Source organism: Acinetobacter sp. 1125_18A, assembly GCF_052824985.1.
This window is the reverse complement of sequence record NZ_VTDG01000006.1, coordinates 206395-227912: the sequence shown is the minus strand read 5'-3', so window position 1 is coordinate 227912 and position 21518 is coordinate 206395. Positions and strand designations below refer to the sequence as shown.

At 39.0% G+C, this 21518-nt stretch carries 20 protein-coding genes; 8 read left to right on the top strand and 12 right to left on the bottom strand.

Annotated features, from left to right (window positions below; translation table 11 throughout):
* Window positions 1-17 precede the first annotated feature (17 nt).
* Together FY049_RS13005 and gacA are read right to left on the bottom strand one after the other, a co-directional pair.
* Window positions 18-1586, bottom strand: coding sequence for a sensor histidine kinase (locus FY049_RS13005; RefSeq protein WP_446083810.1), 1569 nt, complete (start codon window positions 1584-1586; stop codon window positions 18-20).
* A 36-nt stretch (window positions 1587-1622) separates the two neighbouring features.
* Window positions 1623-2258 (bottom strand): response regulator transcription factor GacA, encoded by a 636-nt coding sequence (gacA, locus tag FY049_RS13000; protein ID WP_004718392.1) that lies wholly within the window; start codon window positions 2256-2258, stop codon window positions 1623-1625.
* 232 nt (window positions 2259-2490) lie between these two features.
* Between gacA and pbpG the strand changes: the two genes are divergently transcribed.
* On the top strand, window positions 2491-3546 hold the full coding sequence (gene pbpG / locus FY049_RS12995) for a D-alanyl-D-alanine endopeptidase PBP7/8 (RefSeq protein ID WP_056516579.1): 1056 nt from the start codon (window positions 2491-2493) through the stop codon (window positions 3544-3546).
* A 290-nt stretch (window positions 3547-3836) separates the two neighbouring features.
* Here the strand turns inward: pbpG and thrC are convergent, their stop codons facing one another.
* The 4 genes from thrC to xerD all read right to left on the bottom strand — a co-directional run bounded on the left by thrC (window position 3837) and on the right by xerD (window position 8394).
* Window positions 3837-4976 (bottom strand): threonine synthase, encoded by a 1140-nt coding sequence (thrC, locus tag FY049_RS12990; RefSeq protein WP_166783022.1) that lies wholly within the window; start codon window positions 4974-4976, stop codon window positions 3837-3839.
* A gap of 135 nt (window positions 4977-5111) precedes the next feature.
* Window positions 5112-6416 (bottom strand): homoserine dehydrogenase, encoded by a 1305-nt coding sequence (locus FY049_RS12985; protein ID WP_004718385.1) that lies wholly within the window; start codon window positions 6414-6416, stop codon window positions 5112-5114.
* Between the two features lie 125 nt (window positions 6417-6541).
* Complete coding sequence (locus tag FY049_RS12980) at window positions 6542-7354, bottom strand: thioredoxin fold domain-containing protein (RefSeq protein WP_056516582.1); 813 nt, start codon at window positions 7352-7354, stop codon at window positions 6542-6544.
* A gap of 122 nt (window positions 7355-7476) precedes the next feature.
* Complete coding sequence (xerD, locus tag FY049_RS12975) at window positions 7477-8394, bottom strand: site-specific tyrosine recombinase XerD (RefSeq protein ID WP_056516585.1); 918 nt, start codon at window positions 8392-8394, stop codon at window positions 7477-7479.
* Window positions 8395-8562: 168 nt separating this feature from the next.
* Between xerD and FY049_RS12970 the strand changes: the two genes are divergently transcribed.
* The 3 genes from FY049_RS12970 to FY049_RS12960 are packed head-to-tail and all read left to right on the top strand — an operon-like array spanning window position 8563 to window position 10972.
* Window positions 8563-8832, top strand: a complete 270-nt coding sequence (locus FY049_RS12970; RefSeq protein WP_004718380.1) for a FeoA family protein — start codon at window positions 8563-8565, stop codon at window positions 8830-8832.
* Window positions 8829-10691 (top strand): ferrous iron transport protein B, encoded by a 1863-nt coding sequence (gene feoB / locus FY049_RS12965; RefSeq protein ID WP_004718379.1) that lies wholly within the window; start codon window positions 8829-8831, stop codon window positions 10689-10691. Before FY049_RS12970 ends, feoB begins: the two co-directional genes overlap by 4 nt.
* Before the next feature lie 29 nt (window positions 10692-10720).
* On the top strand, window positions 10721-10972 hold the full coding sequence (locus FY049_RS12960; RefSeq protein WP_004718378.1) for a DUF6587 family protein: 252 nt from the start codon (window positions 10721-10723) through the stop codon (window positions 10970-10972).
* Window positions 10973-11171: 199 nt separating this feature from the next.
* Here FY049_RS12960 and FY049_RS12955 read toward each other — a convergent pair whose 3' ends face one another.
* Entirely contained in the window at window positions 11172-12974 is a 1803-nt protein-coding gene (locus tag FY049_RS12955) for an ABC transporter ATP-binding protein (protein ID WP_419338245.1), read from the bottom strand.
* A gap of 290 nt (window positions 12975-13264) precedes the next feature.
* On the opposite strand from FY049_RS12955, the gene FY049_RS12950 reads away from it, so the two are divergent.
* Window positions 13265-13888, top strand: a complete 624-nt coding sequence (locus tag FY049_RS12950; RefSeq protein WP_446083809.1) for an alpha-ketoglutarate-dependent dioxygenase AlkB family protein — start codon at window positions 13265-13267, stop codon at window positions 13886-13888.
* Here FY049_RS12950 and FY049_RS12945 read toward each other — a convergent pair.
* Both FY049_RS12945 and FY049_RS12940 read right to left on the bottom strand, forming a co-directional pair.
* A complete protein-coding gene (locus tag FY049_RS12945; RefSeq protein WP_446083808.1) occupies window positions 13873-14574 on the bottom strand; it encodes an NAD(P)H-dependent oxidoreductase in 702 nt (233 codons plus the stop codon). The genes FY049_RS12950 and FY049_RS12945 overlap by 16 nt on opposite strands.
* A 314-nt stretch (window positions 14575-14888) precedes the next feature.
* A complete protein-coding gene (locus tag FY049_RS12940) occupies window positions 14889-15677 on the bottom strand; it encodes an IclR family transcriptional regulator (protein ID WP_004818582.1) in 789 nt (262 codons plus the stop codon).
* A 546-nt stretch (window positions 15678-16223) separates the two neighbouring features.
* On the opposite strand from FY049_RS12940, the gene FY049_RS12935 reads away from it, so the two are divergent.
* From FY049_RS12935 to FY049_RS12925, 3 genes are read left to right on the top strand one after another with little or no spacing between them, the layout of a single operon-like run.
* On the top strand, window positions 16224-18308 hold the full coding sequence (locus FY049_RS12935) for an FUSC family protein (protein WP_446083807.1): 2085 nt from the start codon (window positions 16224-16226) through the stop codon (window positions 18306-18308).
* Between the two features lie 2 nt (window positions 18309-18310).
* Window positions 18311-18517, top strand: a complete 207-nt coding sequence (locus FY049_RS12930) for a DUF1656 domain-containing protein (protein WP_004718368.1) — start codon at window positions 18311-18313, stop codon at window positions 18515-18517.
* Window positions 18518-18568: 51 nt separating this feature from the next.
* Window positions 18569-19579 carry an HlyD family secretion protein gene (locus tag FY049_RS12925; RefSeq protein WP_446083806.1) on the top strand — a complete coding sequence of 337 codons (1011 nt, stop codon included), beginning with the start codon at window positions 18569-18571 and terminating at the stop codon, window positions 19577-19579.
* A 54-nt stretch (window positions 19580-19633) separates the two neighbouring features.
* Here FY049_RS12925 and FY049_RS12920 read toward each other — a convergent pair whose 3' ends face one another.
* From FY049_RS12920 to FY049_RS12910, 3 genes are read right to left on the bottom strand one after another with little or no spacing between them, the layout of a single operon-like run.
* Window positions 19634-20347 carry an SDR family NAD(P)-dependent oxidoreductase gene (locus FY049_RS12920; RefSeq protein ID WP_446083805.1) on the bottom strand — a complete coding sequence of 238 codons (714 nt, stop codon included), beginning with the start codon at window positions 20345-20347 and terminating at the stop codon, window positions 19634-19636.
* A gap of 14 nt (window positions 20348-20361) precedes the next feature.
* Window positions 20362-20805 carry a Holliday junction resolvase RuvX gene (gene ruvX, locus FY049_RS12915; protein WP_004818593.1) on the bottom strand — a complete coding sequence of 148 codons (444 nt, stop codon included), beginning with the start codon at window positions 20803-20805 and terminating at the stop codon, window positions 20362-20364.
* Window positions 20798-21352, bottom strand: coding sequence for a YqgE/AlgH family protein (locus FY049_RS12910; protein WP_004718361.1), 555 nt, complete (start codon window positions 21350-21352; stop codon window positions 20798-20800). The genes ruvX and FY049_RS12910 overlap by 8 nt, the downstream gene beginning before the upstream one ends.
* Window positions 21353-21518: the final 166 nt, after the last annotated feature.

The window sequence follows — 21518 nt, the reverse complement described above, 5'->3', positions numbered from 1 at the left end:
ATCCCCAAAAACCTAATCTAATCCATGAGTGGGCATTCGATACGGAAGCACGCCCCTTGTTGTTTTTGCTCTACGTAAATTAGTTTCGCTTGATTCGCTTCGCATATCGTCTGCGATAGGTACAATCCTAAACCAGTTCCATTGATTTCGGTACTAAAAAATGGCTGAAATAATTGCGAAAGATCTTGTTTTGTGACGCCTTTCCCATAATCAATCACATCGATATATACATGTGATTCATTTTTAAACGTTTGTACTAAAATGTGCTCAGCATTTTGATCATTATGACGTAATGCATTACGCACTAAATTGATTAAAACTTGTCGGAGGTGGGAGTCATCAAAATAGATCCAAACATCAGCTTGAATTTCTAATTTGATTTTTTCCTGAGCATCCCCTAAATCATGGCGTAATAAGTCATCAACAAATTCTTGAAAATTAATTTTTGAGGTATGGATCTTTTTATTTTTTGCCATATCTAAGGTATCTTTAATAATATTATTGATACGGATAGTCTGTTTGGTAATCATTTGATTTAAAATAATTTGTTGTTCTGGATCACTGCTGATAAAGAGATCATTGGCCTGCGCAATGGCAGCAAGTGGATTGCGAATTTCATGGGCAATACTGGCGGACAATTGACCAAGTGCAGCAAGTTTGAGTTGTTGTACCTTTTGATTAATTTTTTGTGCATCTTCGAGGACTAAAAGCGTGAGTGCTTGATGCGGAACAATCAATTTTTGTACGCGAATATCGACTGTATACGAGGACTGTTGGGATTCAAATTGGAAGCGTTCGCCATCACGTAACATGGCATCTTTTAAGATTTCATATAAGTCCGGTTGAAAGCTGGATAAATGATATTGCTCATGTGCGTAAAGTGGTGAAATGCCCAAAAGTAAACAGGCAGCTGGGTTACTGACGATAATTTTGCATTTTTCATCGAGCACCAAATAACCGACTTCAATCTGTTCTAAAATATAGCGGTTAATGTTCTGTAACTTAAATAATTCAAGAGATTGATAGGTATTTAACGACTCTAAAACTTGGAAGCGATTAATTGCAATCTGTCCAATGCCATAGACCATAAAAAATAAAAAAGCCAATAAGGCACTGTTACTAATATTATTTAAATTTGAAAAATCGAAGAAGCTGCCTAAAAACTGTTGGTAAATAATTGCAATCACAGAAACCAGTGTTACGAATAGCGCTTTATTTTTACTCAGCAGAAAATTTGCGGTAAAAACGGCAATCACGAACAAAATACTGATGGCTAAATTTGGCCCATTGAGGGCAAATACCAAGGCACTTAGAAAGGGAATATCAACAATAAAAAAACCGATAAATTGCCGTCCAACCCCATGCGGGTAGAATTTGAGCAGCATCATTTGTAATGCTGCGACCAGCGTAAATGCGGTTAGAGAATAAAAATATAAGCTGGGATATTCGTAATGTACGGGTTGGTGTTCAAGGGTAATCAGAAAAATAATGACTAAGCAAAAGGCAATAACCAATCTATAGCCTGAATACAGTGTGCCTAGACGGTAAATTGTTTGATAAATAGGAACCGTTACCGTAGGCGACATAAATCGTACTCAAGATAAATTATTGTTTTAATCAATTTATGGCTTAATTAGACCATAACGTATCGCAAGGTGGGTGAGTTTTACATCACTATCAAGTCCTAATTTTTCAAAGATACGATAACGATAAGTATTGACTGTTTTTACACTGACAAAGAGTTTGTCAGATATTTCTTGTGCACTGACACAATTTACCACCATCATGGCAACTTGCATTTCACGTTCTGACAGTGCATCAAAAGGTGAGGTTTGTGTATCGGATAAATAAGAGCTTGCAAGTTGTTCGGCAATATCAGCACTAAAATACTTACCGCCTTGCATGACTTTTTTAATTGCACGAACCATTTCAGTGATCGGCGCGCCCTTGGTAATGTAACCACGAGCTCCAGCTTTCAATAACAGCGATGGATAGGGTTCTTCAGCCAAACCACTCACAGCGAGTACTTTGGTATCAGGTGCGGTTTGTAACAAACGACGGGTAGTTTCTACACCACCAATTCCAGGCATGTTGACATCTAATAAAACCACATTGGGATGTTGTTGCCTTACAATCGTAATTGCTTCTTCACCAGATTCTGCTTGTCCAATGACTTGAATATCGGTCTGATCTTCTAACATTCTGCAGATGCCGGTTCTTACTAATTCATGGTCATCTACCACTAAAACAGTAATCACTTACACCTCCTTAAATTTCTCAATATCGACATTTTTGTTACATAAAGCAAAAAAGACTTGCAAAGACATAACAAAATTGGCAATCCTATTCCTAATATCCATTCAATATTTACGCATAATACGGCGTGATTGAAATATTTGTTTTAATATAGTCACGTTTGAGTGTAAATGTAAGTCATATTTGAGGTAATTAGCAAGTTTGTGAATACCTCCTTGAGGTGAGTAAGTTATCGTGAAAAAACCAAAAAAAACGTTAATGCATGTGCTGAGTTTGTCAGTACTACTCAGTTTGAGTTCTACAGCTTTTGCTGAAATCATTATGAACTCATCGGGGGGGAGCGGACAAGCAACTGTAAATTGGTCTTCTTCAGATGCGAGCCAGTTACTCAATGGTGACTCTCTGGATGATGATGGTGAAGATATTTCTCCAAAAGGCTCAACAACGTTAACCACAACAATTCGTGCATCAAATGCTGCACCAACAACATTGACCAATAAGTCTGTACAGATTTATGACACCAATACCTATAATAGCCAGCCATCGGTAAATGCGCGTGCTGCGTTGGTGATGGATGCAAAAACAGGTGAAGTCCTGTTTAGTAAAAATACCAATATGGCATTGCCTATCGCATCAATTACCAAGTTGATGACAGCAGTGATTACCGCAGATGCCCGTTTAAATATGTCTGAAGACATTACTTTGCAACAAATCGATTTTGCGGGTGCTGGTGGTAAGAATTCAAGTTCAACTTTAAAAGTTGGCGATACCATGAATCGTGCTGAAATGTTACTTGTGGCATTGATGAAATCTGAAAATCCAGCTGCAGCAGCTTTAGCGCGTACTTACCCAGGTGGTCGCCAAGCGTTTTTTGCTGCAATGAATTCAAAAGCACGTCAATTGGGCATGAACTCAACCCATTATGTTGAATCTACTGGTTTAGATCCACGTAATGTTTCTTCTGCTCGAGATTTGGGGATTTTAGTCAGTGCTGCATCGCAATATGGCTTGATCCGTCAATTTTCAACAACAGCACATTATGATTTTAATTTAGGTTATCGCGTGTTGAAATCAAACAATACCAATGCCTTAGTACGTAATGGTGGCTGGAATATTAATATTTCTAAAACGGGTTATATCAATGAAGCAGGGCGTTGCGTAGTTATGCATACCACTGTAAATAGCCGTCCAGCTGTGGTGGTGTTATTAGGTGCAAGTTCTTCTCAGGCACGTACCAATGATGCAACCAATTTATTAAACTGGGTCAGTAATTTACCGAAACGTATCTAATCGGTTTCTCACCGCACTTAACCAGCCAAATGACAAAAAGCTCTTTAATATGAAGGGCTTTTTTTATGCTTAAATTAAGTATAAAAAATAGATTATGAGATGTGTAAATTTGGAATACTGGTGTTTGGGTGGCACTTTCAAATCGTGCTGACAAAGCAATTGATATTAAAGGCAGATAGTGTGACTGAATCAGATCTGTACTATGACCAATATGAAGAAGAATAATGTTTAGCTTGAGCAAATAAAAAACCAGTTGCGCACAACTGGTTTTTTTAGATGTGAATGCGTTATTACATATTTGAAAGAATAGAGTCTTTCACTTGATTCATTGTTGCATCAATAGATAACATCACTGCATCTTCACATTGTTTAATTGCGGTATCAGGATCTTTTAGACCATTACCTGTCACAGTACATACAATCACAGAACCTTCAGCAATTTTACCTGCTTTGATATCACGAATTGCACCACCGATAGATGCCGCAGAAGCAGGTTCAACAAATACACCTTCATACATAGAAAGCAGACGTTGCGCTTCTAAAATTTCTGCATCAGTTAATTCATCAAACCAGCCATTTGAGTCACGAACGACCGCTTTAGCATGATTAAAGCTTTGAGGATTACCAATACGAATTGCTGTTGCAACTGTTTCTGGGTTTTCAACAGGACCACCACGTAAGAATGGCGCAGCACCAGAAGCTTGATAACCGACCATGATCGGACGACCTTCAGGGTTTGGACCGGTAAACTTATCTGTTTCAGGGTCATAAACCACTTGTTCAAATGCTTCAACAGGTTGATTAGCAACTGCTTCGGTATAACCCATCCAATGCGCAGTGATATTGCCCGCATTACCAACAGGTAAGCAGTGGTAGTCAGGCGCACGACCTAATGCTTCTACGATTTCATAAGCAATGGTCTTTTGACCTTGTAAGCGGTATGGGTTGATTGAGTTAACAATCGTTACCGGCGCTTGGTCTGCAACTTCTTTAACCAAACGCATGCCGTCATCGAAGTTCCCGCGAATTTGCATGGTGATCGCGCCGTACATCATCGCTTGTGCCATTTTACCCATGGCAATTTTGCCTTCTGGGATTAACACAAATGCTTTGATACCCGCACGAGCAGCATATGCAGCAGCAGCAGCAGAGGTATTGCCTGTAGATGCACAGATAATTGCCTTAGAGCCTTCTTCTACTGCTTTGGTCACTGCCATGGTCATACCACGGTCTTTAAACGAACCTGTCGGGTTTAAACCTTCATACTTCACATAAATTTCAACATTCTTACCAATAATACCGGGAATATTGTCTAATTTAATGAGAGGCGTATTACCTTCATTTAAAGAAATAGCACGTGTAGTTTTCGATACTGGTAAGCGGTCACGATAGCGATCAACAAGTCCTGTATAGCGATTGGCATTAGACATGATGGTGTTCCAATTGTGTGTAGAGCAAATAAGATATTCTTTTAACCTCTAAGCCTCTACTCGGAGAGGCTGAGCCATTCATTGAATGGCGCTTTGCAGGGTGTTGCTGCAAATTTAGAGGAGTTTAAAACCCGATTAGTTATCGAGCAATTCTAAACGAATTCGTACGATTTCGCCATGGATAGCAGGTAAGGCTTGAATTTGTGCAATCGCTTCATTCATTTTCGATTCGACAATCGGATCAGTCAAAATCACGATAGGAATCAGATCTTTTAAGCGAGGTTGCTGCATGATGGCATCAATACTGATCCCAGTGCGACTTAAAATTGTTGTTACATCTGCAAGTACGCCAGTTTGGTCTTCAGCATTTAAACGCAAATAATAACCTGTGGTCATCTCATCACTCGACAAGATATGCAAGTCGGAAAGAGCTTCAAAGGCAAGCTGAGGAATAGTACCTGAACCATCTTCTGTGTAAATGATATCACGGACAATATCAACCACATCTGCCACAACCGCAGAAGCAGTAGGGCCTGCGCCTGCGCCTGCACCATAATACAATGTAGGGCCAACTGCATTGGCTTGAACCAAAACTGCATTCTTCACGCCATTTACATTGGCAAGAAGCTCTTCTTCAGGAATCAGGGTTGGGTGTACGCGAAGTTCGATGCCTTTGCTAGAACGACGTGCAATACCTAAGTGTTTGATCTTATAGCCAAGCTCTTCAGCGTATTTCACATCTTGTGCAGTAATCTTGGTGATACCTTCGGTATAAACCTTATCGAACTGTAAAGGAATACCAAAGGCACATGACGCAAGAATAGTCAGCTTATGCGCAGCATCAATGCCTTCAACATCAAATGTTGGGTCTGCTTCGGCATAACCAAGTTCTTGAGCTTCTTTAAGTACGTCCGCAAAGGCACGACCTTTTTCACTCATTTCAGTCAGAATGAAATTACCTGTACCATTGATGATACCCGCCAGCCATTCAATTTTATTGGCTGCTAAGCCTTCACGAATGACCTTGATAATTGGAATACCACCGGCAACCGCTGCTTCAAAGGCAACTTGTACGTGGTGATCATCAGCTGCTTTAAATAGCTCATTGCCATGTTCTGCCAGTAAGGCTTTGTTTGCCGTTACCACTTGCTTGCCATGTTTTATAGCTTCCATCATGACTTCATAAGCAGGGTGAATACCGCCCATGACTTCAACGACAACATCAACATCAGGCTGGCGGACGATATCTAGCAGATCAGCGCTCTGTTTAATGCTTGCTGGTAAATTTAGATCTGGACGTGGACGACGCGTGCCTACGTGGGTAATTTCAATTTCTCGACCGGTGCGACGTCTAATTTCAGCAGCGTTTTCTTGTAGTAGTTTAAGGGCACCACCGCCTACGGTTCCAAGACCGAGTATTGCCAGACGAACTGGTTTCACGTCACACTCCAATTATGTATATAAATTATATTAAGCTTAGATCATAGCTAAAAAATGCGCCAGACTCTAGAGCCTGACGCATCTTTATATTGAGCTATAAATAATAGTAAATTTACTGATAAAAATTATTTATTTAAACGGCTTTCAATTTCGTCAGCAGTCATATAACCGCCCAGATATTCACCCTCTGCATTGTAGATCGCAGGGGTACCATTTACACCCATTTTTAGACCTAAAGCATACAGGTCACGAACTGGATTTTTACAACTTGCAGGTGGAAGCGCAGTACCAGCAATGGCTTGATTAAATGCAGCACTACGGTCTGCACTACACCAGATACTTTCCATCGTCGGTATAAATTGTTCACCACGTGGCCATGCGATATAACGTATTTCAATACCTTTAGCCGTGATTTCACTGATATGTTCATGAAGTTTATGGCAATAAGGGCAGCTTGCATCAGTAAATACATAGATTACATGTTTAACCTTACCTTGCGCAGGGTAAACCAACAGATCCTTAATATTTAACTCAGCAAGATATTTCTTGTTTTCTGCAGCTTGTATTTTGTCACCAATGCTACTGAGTTTATCGCCACCTAAACGGATTACATCACCTTGGATCAGGAATTTACCATCAGATGTTGCATAGACTGAGCTCATGCCTTCCATGCTGATCCAATAAAGATTGGGCATTTCAGTCGGTTTAGCATCTAAAATTTTGGCTTGAACGCCAGCCTTTTTGAAATTGGCTTGTAATGTTTGAATTAGACGTTGTTTTGCATCACGCTCAGTTAAATTCGATGCCTCACCTGTTGCAGGTGCTGTCGCAGTTAAAGTGTCATCTTTTTTTGAGTCTGGATTTTTTGAACAAGCACTCACTGCCATCGTGCTTGCAATAAGACAAGCCAACATCAATTTTGAACGATTCAATTGCATAAATAACTCTTTATGTTTCTTCAGCATGATTTGAGGGAATTAGCATAACAAAATTTTTAATAGTGTACTTTAAAACTTGATTAAGGGATGTAAATTGCCGATATACACGTCATGCTCAGCCATCAAGCGCGTGGATGATATTTTTCATGCAGCTGTTGCATACGGATTTGTGCGACATGGGTGTAAATTTGTGTGGTCGATAAATCACTATGCCCCAAAAGCATTTGCACAACGCGTAAGTCAGCACCATGATTTAAAAGATGCGTTGCAAAAGCATGGCGTAAGGTATGTGGTGATAGCTCTGCTTGAATCCCAGCTTGTAAGGCATAACGTTTGATGGCATACCAAAAGTTTTGACGACTCATGATGCCGCCATGTTGGGTTAGAAATAGATAATCGGTAGCGGATTTATACAGTTGTGGGCGAGATTCAGTTAAATATTTTTCCACCCATTCACATGCCATGCCCCCCAAAGGCACCAAACGTTCTTTATTACCTTTACCTGTGATTCTTAAATAGCCTTGTTTTAAATTGATCAAATCTAATCTTAAATTGAGAAGCTCAGAAACACGTAAACCACAAGCATAAAGCACTTCAAACATGGCGCGATCACGCAAACCTAACGCTGTTGTGACCTCTGGTGCTTGGATCAGTGCTTCAACGTCCTGCTCCGATAAATCTTTAGGCAATGCTCGTCCGAGTTTTGGGGTTTTATGGGTCGCGACAGGATTATCTAAACGAATCTTTTGTTCACGTAAAAACTTAAAAAACGAACGTAAAGCAGAAAGTGAACGGGCAATTGACCGAGGGCTTTTGCCTTGTTTAGTGAGTTGAATAAGTACATCGGAAATGTCTTCATGTGTCCAATTCGGAAGGTAAGAATTTACACATTCACTACATTGAATTAAGTCAGATAAATAGGCGTTTCTTGTATGCGGACTGACCGTTTGCGCAATTAAATAGTCACGGAATCCCTGTAAAAAGCCTAGATTTTCAGGAATGGCAACAGCAGCAGGAATACGTGGTTTCTTATTTAGCATGGTCTTCGGTGGTGTTTAAAACTTATTTGTTGATGGAATGTAGACTAAAAGAAAACATAAGTCGAATATCGTATTTGAATGAGAATTGTAATCAAACCTTACTTGGTAATTATTCTCATTTGTATGTATAATAGTCTGTCTATCGTGTAAATTTTAGGGTTAATTGCTGTGCGTTTGTCAGACTTGAAAGTAAAGCAAACTGCCATTATCGCAAAGGTCAATCGTACCTCACAAGATAATGTCAATCAGCCAGATTTAGTGGCGAGTCGTTTAGAAACTCTAGGTTTTGTGCCTGGCACACGTGTACAAGTGATCACAAAAGGTGTTTTTGGTGGTGATCCTATTCTCATTCAAATTGGTTTTACTCGATTTGCGTTGCGCAAGATCGAAGCCGAGAAAATTGAAATACATCAGGCATTAGAAGGAGCTTCCGCATGAGCGAAACTTTACGTATTGCTTTAGTGGGAAATCCTAACTGCGGTAAAACTTCACTTTTCAACCATTTAACCGGTACACGTCAAAAAGTTGCCAACTATGCTGGGGTGACTGTTGAACGTAAAGTGGGTACATTTAATTTACCTTCTGGTCGTGCGGTGCGTGTTCTAGATTTGCCTGGAACATATAGCCTCGATGCAGCCAGTCCTGATGAAGCCATTACCCGTGATGTCGTTTTAGGGAAAATTGCCGGTGAACAAGATCAACAGGCATTTTTATGTGTGGTGGATGCAACCAACTTAAAATTACATTTGGGACTTGTCCTTGAAGTCATTGAACAAGGCAAACCGATTCTGCTTGTATTAAACATGATGGATGAAGCGCGTCGTCGTGGGATGCAGATCAATACCCAAAAATTATCACAGCGTTTAGGTATTCCTGTGGTGGAAACGGTTGCTGTGCGTAATGCAGGGATTGAAAACTTGATGGGTGCTTTGGAAAATGAAAAATTCCACACACCAAGTGCAGAACTGAGTGATGTTAAGCTTTCAGGTTCCAATCATGAAAAAATTGACCAAATCTTAAAAGATGTGGTGGTTTTTTTAGATCATGAAGATAAACGTACTGATTTTCTCGATAAGATTTTTTTACACCCCGTTTTAGGACTTCTTAGCCTTGCGCTGATGATGTTTATTGTTTTCCAAGCTGTATTCGCTTGGGCAGCGCCATTTATGGATGGTATTGAAGAATTTTTTGGCTGGTTTGGTGGCTGGATTGGGCAGTTTATTACCCAGCCACTACTTCACAGCTTGGTGGTCGATGGGATTATTGCAGGTGCAGGTAGTGTAGTGGTGTTCTTGCCACAGATTCTGATTCTGTTCTTCTTTATTTTGGTTTTAGAAGAGTCAGGCTATCTACCGCGTGCGGCATTTCTACTTGATAAATTGATGTTTAAAGCAGGCTTAAGTGGTCGGGCGTTTATCCCACTGTTATCCAGTTTTGCCTGTGCTGTACCTGGGATCATGGCGACTCGAAGTATCAGTGATCCGCGAGATCGTTTGGTGACAATATTGGTTGCGCCATTGATGACATGTTCAGCGCGTTTGCCAGTTTATGCTTTACTGATTGCTGCATTTATTCCAGCGAAAATGGTTTGGGGTTTCCTTAATCTACAAGGTTTAGTGCTCTTCGGTTTATACATGGCGGGAATTGTGAGCGCACTCATTGTTGCGACCGTGCTGAAATTTTTCCAGAAAGATAAATCACAACATGCTTTATTGATGGAATTACCAAGCTACCGTATCCCAGATATAAAAAGTGTATGGATTGGTTTGTTAGACCGTGCCAAGATCTTCTTAAAGCGTGTCGGTGGCATTATCTTCGCTTTATCGATTTTATTATGGTTCTTATGTACATTCCCTCAACCGCCAGAGGGTGCAACTTTACCCGATATTGACTACTCTTTTGCCGGGATGCTGGGGCATGTGATGCACCCAATCTTTGAACCGCTTGGATTTAATTGGCAAATCTGTATTGCTTTAATTCCAGCGATGGCAGCACGTGAAGTTGTGGTTGCAGCATTGGGTACGGTTTATGCGTTATCCGCAGCGGATGATGATGCAGTTGCTCAAGGTTTATCACATCTGATCAGTCAGGGTGATTTAAGCTGGTCAGTTGCAACAGGTTTATCGTTGTTGGTGTGGTTTATCTATGCACCGCATTGTTTAGCGACATTGGCTACGGTAAAACGTGAAACAGGTTCTTGGAAAACTGTTGCTGGTATGACAGTTTATCTATTTGGTTTGGCTTATTTAATGGCTTTCCTCACTTATCAAATTGCGTCAGGTTATTTTGGTCTATAAGCCAGAATCTTGAAGCAAAGGAGCTAGAGATGATTGAATTATTGATTATTGCGGTATTGGTGATTTGGAGTGCAATTTTTGTATTTAAGAAAGTCTTTCCAAAGTCAGCGTATTCGGTGTTTTCTAAACTGGCTCAATTTTGTCAGTCGCAAGGTTGGAATCGTTTAGCCAAATGGATTCAGCCTGCGATGGTGAGTGGATGCGGTGGCGGTTGTGGTTGCAGTAGTGCTGAAACGGACAATCCTAAAAAGGTTGAAGTCCAAGCCGTAAAATGGAAATGATAGGCCTCTAAATTCATTAGCCTAAAAAGAAAAAAGCCATTCTAGAACATAGAGTGGCTTTTTATTTGTATGTGGGAATAGTTCATAAAAGATAATTTATCTCGTTAGCAGATAGGCATATCTTGAATGATCCAATGGTGCAGAAATCAATTTAATCAGTATGAGCTTCTGTAGGTTTATACAAAGCACTAACTAGACTTTAGCTATGGGTTTCCTCCTCGCCATCATCTTCAAAAGTTCGTGCAATTTTTTCGATATTTAAGCTTTTAGCCATCGCATCAAAAATTTCCTTATAAGCACCATCTTGATGATAAAGATCATGATGTTCACCATGCTCAACGATTTGTCCTTCTTTCATCACATAGGTGTAATCGGCATCAATAATTTGTGAAAGGCTATGCGAGATCATAATCACAGTTCGACCTTGTTTAATCTCATCTAAGCTTTGTTTGATTTGCTCTGAAGCGATGGCATCTAAACTCGCTGTGGGCTCATCTAAAAAGATAATAGGCGGGTTTTTAAGGAACATTCGAGCAAGTGCGATACGCTGTTGTTGTCCGCCAGACAATAGCAAGGCATCTGCTTCATAGGCATGCGGTAATTTTAAAATCTGCTCATGAATCGAGGCTTTTTTTGCAGCTGCGATGACTTCTTCATTGCTTGCATGGGGCTTACCATAACGAATATTTTCTAAAATTGAGCCTTGGAAAATATGGTTTTTTTGCAATACCAAGCCAATATGTTCTCTTAAATAGTGTGTATCGAGTTGCTCTAAATCAATCCCATCGAGTTTGATACAGCCTGAATTCGGGGCGTAAAATTTATCCAATAGGCTGATTAAGGTTGATTTTCCCGCACCTGATAAGCCGACTAAAGCTGTGATTTTATTGGGTTGAATAGTCATGTTAATCCGATGTAAGGCTTGATGACCATTCGGATAGATAAAATCAACATTTTCCAATTCAAATTTGCCATGAATTTGAGGTTTCATTAAGCCACTGGCTTCGATTTCATGATCTGCTTCTAAGATGCCAAAGAAGCTTTCTGAATAGATCATTGCCGAGTTAATTTCATCATAAATACGGTGCAAAGAGCGGATTGGTGCAGACACGTTATTGAACAACAATACATGGTACATGATCATCCCTATACTCATTTGTCCATCTAAAACAAAGTAAGCAGTTAAAATAATGATCAGGACTACACCAACTTGTTCGATAAAGGTTTTTAAACCATCAAAGATATAGCTGGTTTGTCGAGTTTGCATCTGATTTTCAGTCAGTGACTTTTGTAAGTTCAGTTGCTTAGTGGATTCAACAGCCTCTTTATTAAAAGATTTAATCACTGTAATTGAGTTAATAATACTCAAAATACCTTGATTCTTCTTTTCCATGTTATCGCGCAAGGCTCGACGTTTGCCAGAAAGCTTTTGTGATTGTTTAAAGGTCAGCCAAAAGTAAATTGGTACAATGATTGTTGCGACCACACCCACCCAAAAATTGGCATAATACATTAGGGCTAAAGCAATAATTGCGCTGGTAAATAACGGTAAAATATCAATAAAAAAGATTTGTACCAGTCGGGTGAGTGAGCTAACTCCCCGGTCGATACGGGTTTGTAATTTTCCTGCTTGATTATTTTTCTGATCGAAAAAGGCCAATCGATAGGTAATAAATTTTTCGATAATGCCCTGAGATAGGTCCTGTGAAATTAAAATTCTGAGTTTTTCACCAAATGATTTTTGCCCAAATTGAACAATTGCATTGATAACTTCTTTGGCCAATAAAACCACTGTAATGGTAATGATAATGTGCCATCCATCCGCTAGGCCTTGTCCTGCTTGGATCAGTTGGTTAATGCTGTCTACAGCATATTTAAGTGTAAGAGCATTGACCTGAGCGGTGAGTGAGCCAATCAACGTTAACACTAAGGTAACGATGACAAGCCAGCGGTAGGGACGTACAAAGGGGCGTAATTTTTGAAATAATTGCCATAAATTCATAGGTTTTTGCTTTTTATCAGCTTGGTTTTAGTCTAAAGCTGAATAAACTTTGCTACAAGTGATTGCTATGTTTTGAATTGTGAAAGATTTTAATAATGTCTTACACTAGTCCAAATCTTCACGATCAAAATCCTATTTAAATTCTTCAACTTGCTGAGTTAATTTGAATATTTACCCATGATATGACCTGCTATTCTTCATATTAAAGTTGTTCAATTTTGATCAAAAATGACTTGTTTCATGTTAAATATTGATTCATTGTTGGATGAACCCGTAGCTCATTTTAGACAATGAATTTAGATTTATTTGAACCTGAAGCACAAGATAATTTACTGCCTTATGATGGGGTAGTAAAAGACTTTGGCTTAATTTTGGATCATGAACAAAGTCAAAAATATTTAAATTATTTCCTACAGCATTTGGCTTGGCAACATGATGAAGTTTATTTGCATGGTCAATATTATAAAACTGAGCGCAAAGTGGTGTGGTATGGCGATGATGATTACCAATATCATTATTCAGGTATGGCAAAACAAGCCCATATCTGGAATCCTGCTTTATATCGACTCAAACAGCATATCGAGCAACTCACAGGGCAAACTTATAATTCATGTCTGGCAAATTTATATGAAAATGGCTCACAAGGCGTGGGTTGGCATAGTGATGATGAGCCATCATTGGAAGCGCCCAACCACAATGTGGTGATTGCTTCATTGAGTCTAGGCGCTACTCGAAAATTCAGTTTTAAGCACAAGTGGAAACCTAAGAAAGTAGATTTACTTTTACACAGTGGTCAATTGATTGTGATGCAAGGGCAGACCCAACGTTATTGGAAACATAGCTTAGCCAAATCCACACGAATTTTAGCGCCTCGTGTAAATTTGACCTTTCGTTACTTTTATCCAAGTGGATAAAGCTTGTCATCAAATTGTTCAAGTTTAGGAAAGTCTAATGCAGGTAAATTTTCTAAGTTATGTAAATATTGTTGATAATCAAGCAGGATTTGTTGGCGTGCTTCATTAGAAATATAAGGGACATGGTAAGCGGTAAATGGTGGCAGCACGTCAAAGCCTGCATAAGCTAAAGTTCCACGTTGAATCGGCAGTAATAAATCTTCAATTGAACCATGAATCGCATGATCACCAAACATATGTTCACGGCCACCCAAGGTAAAACTTAACAAGGCTTTTTTCCCCACCATGCCGCCGTAGTTATAAAAACGTTTACCACCATAGAAAATACCCGAAACGAATACGCGATCAATCCAGCCTTTTAAGATGGCAGGTACAGATGTCCAATACATGGGGAAACTTAAAATCACTAAATCTGCTTTTTGTACTTTTTCAATTTCAATCTGAATGTCTGCGGCAATCTGCTTATTTTTACAAGCATGGCGCTGTTCCAAAGCATAATTCATATATTCAGGATGACTTAGTTCTAAGAAATCTTCTCGTGATGCGATTGGATTAAAATTCATGGCATACAAGTCTGAAACCTCAACTTGATGTCCTAATTTTTCCAAGACCTCAACAGCATGATCTTTCATTGCGGTTGTAAATGAAAGGGGTTCGGGGTGTGCATGGACGATGAGGATATTCATAACATTCCTTAATTAAAATTATGCATCATTGTTATTGGCTGCTTTAGATTATTCCTCAATGAAAATGATTCGCCAATTACTCTAATTATTTTTTTAATGGCTTAAAAGTGAACTTAATGGATAAAAAATTTTGTACATAAAAAAGCCTATGTTTAAACACATAGGCTTCCTTACTCTGAGGAGGAATTGTCTTCGTAAAAACAATGTCCAAAAAATCATGGATTACTGAAGAACATAATCATATTATGAGAATATAAAAACATTATCAAGAGATAAAAACATTACAAAATATTAAATTATCAAGATAATTGCGCTTATGGGTGAAATTCAGATAATTGGTCATTGGCAGAGAGTGCTTGATAGCGTTTTTCAATCTGTGCAGCAGACTCTTGCAAGGTCTCAATTAGTTTTGGGGTGTTGACGTATTCAAAACGATTTTTTGAAGCAAGTACGGTCAATGCTAAAGGCGCTTCTTTACTTGAAAACTTCACTGGGATAGATAAGCCAGAAACATTTGGATCAAGTTCGCCTTGTGAAAAATAATAACCTTGTTTTTTAATTTTTTTCATTTTATTAACAAAGGTTTCTTCATTTTCAGCAAAACCAACTTCAGTTAATTGTGTTGCAAAGCGAAGGTAATATTCATGAATTTTCTGTTTAGATAAATGCGCCATGATCACTTTAGGTGACGAGCCCATAAATACGGGGCGAGGGCAACCACGACCATAAGAAAGTAAAGTTTCATCACGATACACCTCATGATGAACATCAATACAATAGTCATCATTTAAATGTGTCAGTAAACAGCAAAGCTCTGTACGTTCTGAAATTTCTTGCATAAATGGTTTGCTGATTTGAACCAATGGATCGGTGGTTCTAGAAATATAGTCCATCACAGCAATTTTAGGACCAAGGGTGTAATCGCCTGAAGTTCCATTTAAGCGTTGCAAAATATCAGCCGAAACTAATTCTTTTAAATAGCGATAGCTGGTCGGTTTAGATAAACCAAGCTCTTCACAAATCACATCGACATTAATTACTGGGCGAGACACCGAAAATAAATCCAATACGGTGAGAATTTTGCCAAAACTGGAAAGTGCCATTGATGACCTACTCAATTAGTGAGAATCAAAAAAAATAATAATGAATGTTACTTTATAACAAATTGTTCAAGAAAAAACAGTGGAATTTGCATTGTAAATGCAAATGATTCTACATTTTTAACTTTAGTAGTTATTTTGAGAAAAAGCACTACATTTGCACATCAAAGTAAAATATATTTGGTTGTATTATCAAAATGAGATATTTTTATTGATTATTTGTGTTTTTTTTGAGATTATTGCTGATATGAATATCCAATGGTGAATTTATACTTTTCTAGAAGTATAAATTTTTATCATAAATTGAGTCCTTCTCTACTCAATCGTTGTATTTGAGCAAATGCCTAAATTTGTTCTTCTATTCACATCTTTTTTTTAAACCACACTGTTTATTTGACTAAGCAGTGCGGTTTTTTGGTCGCTAAGAAAAGAAAATGTGATGTGTACAACAAAGCCTCATAAAAGTGGTGAATATCAGCTTCCTAGATCTTAGAGAGCTAGAGATGACAGAGAAAATCAATGAAATTGAATTTATAGTGAGTTGCTTGCATGTTACTGATCAAACCCTTATTGGCTTTTAGACCCAATAAACTCGATTGGATTTTTGCGAGCAAAACTTTCATTGCAGGAATGCTGGCACTTTATATTGCATTTGAACTCAACCTGAGCTACCCGATTTGGGCGATCGGTACAGTCTTTGTGATTGCCAATCCTTATTCGGGCATGATGGCATCAAAAAGTATCTATCGAATTTTAGGAACCTTGATCGGAGCAATTTTTGCTATTGCAGTGATGCCTCATTTGGTTAATACCCCTTGGTTATTTACCTTTGTACTGGCAACTTGGGTGGGGATCTGTCTATATCTGTCTTTAATCGACCGATCACCACGCAGTTATGTGGTGATGTTAGCGGGTTATACCGCGGTGATTATTTGTTTTAACTCAATTTATTATATCGAGACAGTTTCGATTTTCGACATGGCTGTGGGTCGATTCTTAGAAATCTCGTTGGGTGTTGTGTGTAGTGCTGTGGTCTCTGCCACTATATTTCCTATGCATATTGGGCCTGTGGTCGAACTCCGTGTCACTAAAACCATGCAAGACACCAAACAGGCTTTTGACTCAATTTTGTCTGATCCGGCACATACAGATAATTATACTCAGCTATTGACCAATATCACGCGTGATACAACAGATATTCATAGTATGGCTGTGCATTTAAGTTATGAAACTTCAAAATTTAAGGGCATGACCAAACCACTCCAAGAGTTGTTACATCAAGTGACGATGTTAGTGGCTAACTTGGTCGCAATGTCAGAACGGATCAAGCAACTGGATCAAATTGATTTAACTTATCGTCCGTATCTGCTTGAGTTTCATCAAAAGATTGATGATTTTTTAGAAGGTGAGAATGCCATTCTTGAAGATGAGCTTAAGCACTTACCTGAACATTTTGACCAAGAATTTCAAACCATCACTGAACATGCAACTGCTAAACAACAGGTGATTTTGGGCAGTCTAAAAATGGATATTCGCCATTTTATTCAAAATGTTCGTGCAGTGAAGTTTATTTGGCAATGCATGCAGCAAGGTAATCATAGCTTACCTGAATCCATTGTACCTTTAACCACAACCTATCCCAGTTTACATCGTGATTATGGCGTTGCGGTACGTGGCGGGATATCGGCATTTTTAACCACCAACATTGCCTGTGCATTTTGGATTTTAAGTGGCTGGAAAATGGGCTTTATGGTGGCAGAAATGGCCGCAATTACAGCATGTATTTTGACCTTTTTAGATGACCCTGTACCTGCGCTAAAAATATTTATCCGCTCCAGTATTTATGCTGCTATTTTGGTTTTTATTTATGCATATGGGATTTTTCCGCATATCACCGCATTTTGGGAGTTAGCCGTTGTATTAGCCCCCTTTATTATGTTCTGTGTGATGTTGTATTTACATCCGCCTTTGCATGCACTGGGTTTACCACTGATTATGAGTACGATTATGGGGTTAAATCTGCAAAACCGTTATTTGATGGATCAGATCACCTTTTTTGATGCTTCGATTGCAACCGTGATTGGGCCGATTATCACGGTTTGTATTATGCAAATGGTACGTTCAATGTCCCCTGAAATGACAGTAAAACGGATGTTGGCTTTACACTATAAAGCTATGCGGGAAAGTATTGCGATGTCTTATGGAACGGGCTTTAGAATTCATTTACGCAGTATGTTTGATCGTATTGGCGTGTTAAATACCAAATTGATTCAGTCAGAACAGCTCAAAATCGAAATTAACAATGCTTTAATTGAGTCGAGTGCTGCTATTGATCTAACTCGCTTGCAGGAGTTGGTCCAAAAATTATCGCCTGAATCTACAACAACTGGCGCAATTGTTAAATTACAAGGCCTACTTAACCAGTGGTTAAGCGAAAAAGCAGTAACTCAGCCTGATGATAACTTACGACAAACATTGATCCAGCAATTTGATCAAGTCTTGCAAGATGCGCAAGCGGTAGGTGATCAGGATATCCGACAGCGTATAGAAATTTCTGTGAATAATATTCGCAATAGTATTTGTCATATTCATCTGGTTGATGCACAACCTTCAACTGTTCTAGTGGGAGCATAAATATGGGTGAGCTCAACATTTATGGTGTTTATGTCCCAATATTTTTAATTCAAGCAATTCTGGCATTCATCATCTGGAAAGTGGTGTGTATTGGTACAGATCGCTTGGTTGAAAAAGAATGGATTGCATTGCCTGGGATTTTTAACATCTGTATCTATTTGATTTTATTGTGGTCGATTCATTGGGTATTTATTCAGGTGACGACTTAACCGCTGCAATAGAGCTGATTTACTTTTAAGTTTAATGATTGGAAAATTGAAATGAATACGTTTGACATACGTAAGGCAATCCGGCCGATATCATTGGGTATCGCGGTGATTATTGCGATATTTTGTGCGCTGCATATCTGGAATTACTACAATGCAGAACCTTGGACACGTGATGGGCGTGTCCGTGGCGATGTTATTCAAGTGTCTTCTGATATTGCTGGCTTAGTCACAGAGGTGATGGTTCAAGATAACCAAACAGTGAAAAAAGGGCAGGTGCTTTTTAAAATTGATTTAGCACGCCAAACTTTAGACGTGGAACAAGCAAAATCAGATCTTGCAAAAGCCCAGTCAGGACTGGCTGAAGCAGAAGCAGGGCTTGCTGAGGCAAAAGCCAATATTGTCAAGTCAAAAGCCAATATCAATCTTGCAGATAAAAATGCACATCGATATGCAGACCTGATGAATGGTGCGATCTCTAAACAAGAACAAGATCAGATGTTTGCTACACGAGATCAGTCCCATGCAGAGCATCAACAATTGCAAGCTGCGGTACAACAAGCAGAAGCCAATATCAAACAACAAAAAGCTTTGATTGAAGCAGCAACCAGTAGTGTGCATTTGGCGCAATTGAATATGCAACGTTCAGAAGTGATTGCACCAGCAGATGGAACATTATCAAATTTTGATTTGCGTGCAGGGAATTATGTCAAAGTTGGGCAAGCTGTTGCCGCTTTACTTGATCGTAAACAGCTCTATGTTGTGGGATATTTTGAAGAAACCAAACTCAATAAAATACATCTAGGTGATCCTGCAACAGTACAACTCATGGGCGATTCTTTGAAATATAAAGGCCATGTCCAAGGGATTGCGTCTGGGATTGAAGATCGTGAACGGACCACTTCGTCAGGCTTATTGGCCAATGTAAATCCAACATTCAGCTGGGTACGTTTGGCTCAACGGGTACCTGTGAAAATTATTTTAGATGAAGTGCCCCATGATTCATTGGCCTTTGTCGCAGGGCGTACCGTGACGGTACATATTTTGGAAAAAGTAAAAAAATAACCAGCATCCATCATTAAACTTTGATCTTAAAGCCCATTGAAAAATGGGTTTTTTTTATAGATTTAAGTCTGCCATAGCGGGCATATTAATTTCTTTAACACAGCTGGCTTGACTGGTGGATAAGATAAACTTGATGGCAAGAATAACATCCTGTAAGGGAATTAACTCATGGCCACTCTGTTGTAAAACATCTTCTACAGATGTATTTAGATCAAACTCAGTGGCCAAGTAGCCTAGATTTAATATGCTTACTCCAATCTGGTCTTTGCGTAAACTTTCTCGGAGGGAGTGGACAATGCCTCTGAGGGCAAATTTGCTGGCTGAAAAGACCACTTCTTTGCCGTTATGATTATCTAGTCCCCAGGTTGAACCAATCAAGATAATTTTTGCATTTAGAGACAATTTAAGATTCTCAATCAAGGATTGAATTGCCAAAATACAGGATTGAATATTAGTATAAATTAAATTTGATATTTCAATGTCAGTACATTGTTCAAAGTCATAATCTGCTTGAAAGGCTTTTGTTTCCCAGATTCCGACATTGTAAATCAGATAATCTATAGGATGATTTTGAATTTGATTTTTAACTAAATCCCGAGCATGTTCAGGTTTTGATAAATCAGCAGAGATCCATTTGAAATGAGCAAGGTCGCACTGTGGCTGAGAACGTGAAATACCAAAAACCAGATCTTGTGTTTGAGGTACTGCGTGTAAAATAGCTTGCCCCAAGCCTTTGCTTACACCATAGATGACATAGGTTTTAGACATTTTTAATGCTCAGTTTAAGGGGTAATGCCTTCAGGGTTTCGATACCAACTTTCAATAAATAAAGCCGCTGCAATACTATCCGCTGCTAATTTCTTTGCTCGCCCTTGCGCGTGGTAATGATCGAGTTCATCTCGTGCTTCACGTGTGGTTAAGCGCTCATCGACCATCAGGGTTTCAATATTGGTTTGATGACGTAAACGTCGTGCAAATTTACGTGCGCGTGTGGATAATTCTGACTCGGAATCATCCATATTTAACGGTAAGCCAACCAGAAATAAATTCGGTTGATGCTGTTTGATGATCTTAAGCAATTCATCCCAATTGGGGATACCATCTTTCATTGGAAAAAGTGCAAGCGGTGTTGCACTTTCAATGATGGAGGAGCCTACAGCCATTCCCGTTTTTTGTGTACCAAAATCAAATGCAATAATCAGTTGTGGGGAATTTAAATCAGGCATGTCCAATCTCAGAAGATAACCAAGTACGATCAATCCCTATTTTACGATAAGCCGCATCCCAACGGTCGGTATAAGGCAAATTAAACACCAAATCCATATCTGAATCACAAATCAACCAATCGCCACGGGTAATTTCATCTTCAAGTTGATTTTTAGTCCAGCTGGCATAGCCCAATGCAATTTGATAACGACCTACACCTTCATTGTGTGCAATCGCATCTAAAATATCTTTGCTGGTGGTAATACACAGATTTTCACCCACGGCAATCGAAGAGTGCCAGGTCGGTTGTCCTGTATGAATCACAAAACCCGCTTCAGGACGCAATGGACCACCTTGCAAAACTTCATGTGGATGCACATTATCTGCTTCAATTTCTAAGTCATTCAAAAGTTCTTTGACTTGAATACCTGAAGGTCGATTGATAATAATACCTTGCGCACCATCTTCATCATGACGGGCAAGATAGATTACTGTATTGGCAAAGAAATCATCAGCAAGATCAGGTGGTGCAATCAAGCAGCGATGAGAAAGATATTGTTTTGGCACCGATATGCAACTCCTTTTCAATCCGCTTAAATATTTTTAATTGTTTAAATAAAATCTATATCTATATAAATAGCACAATTAATATCAATAGGTTGTGAATATTTTAAAAGCCTGCAAAAACAGCCTAAGTTTTTCATCAATATGTTTAAAATATAAACAAAATGGT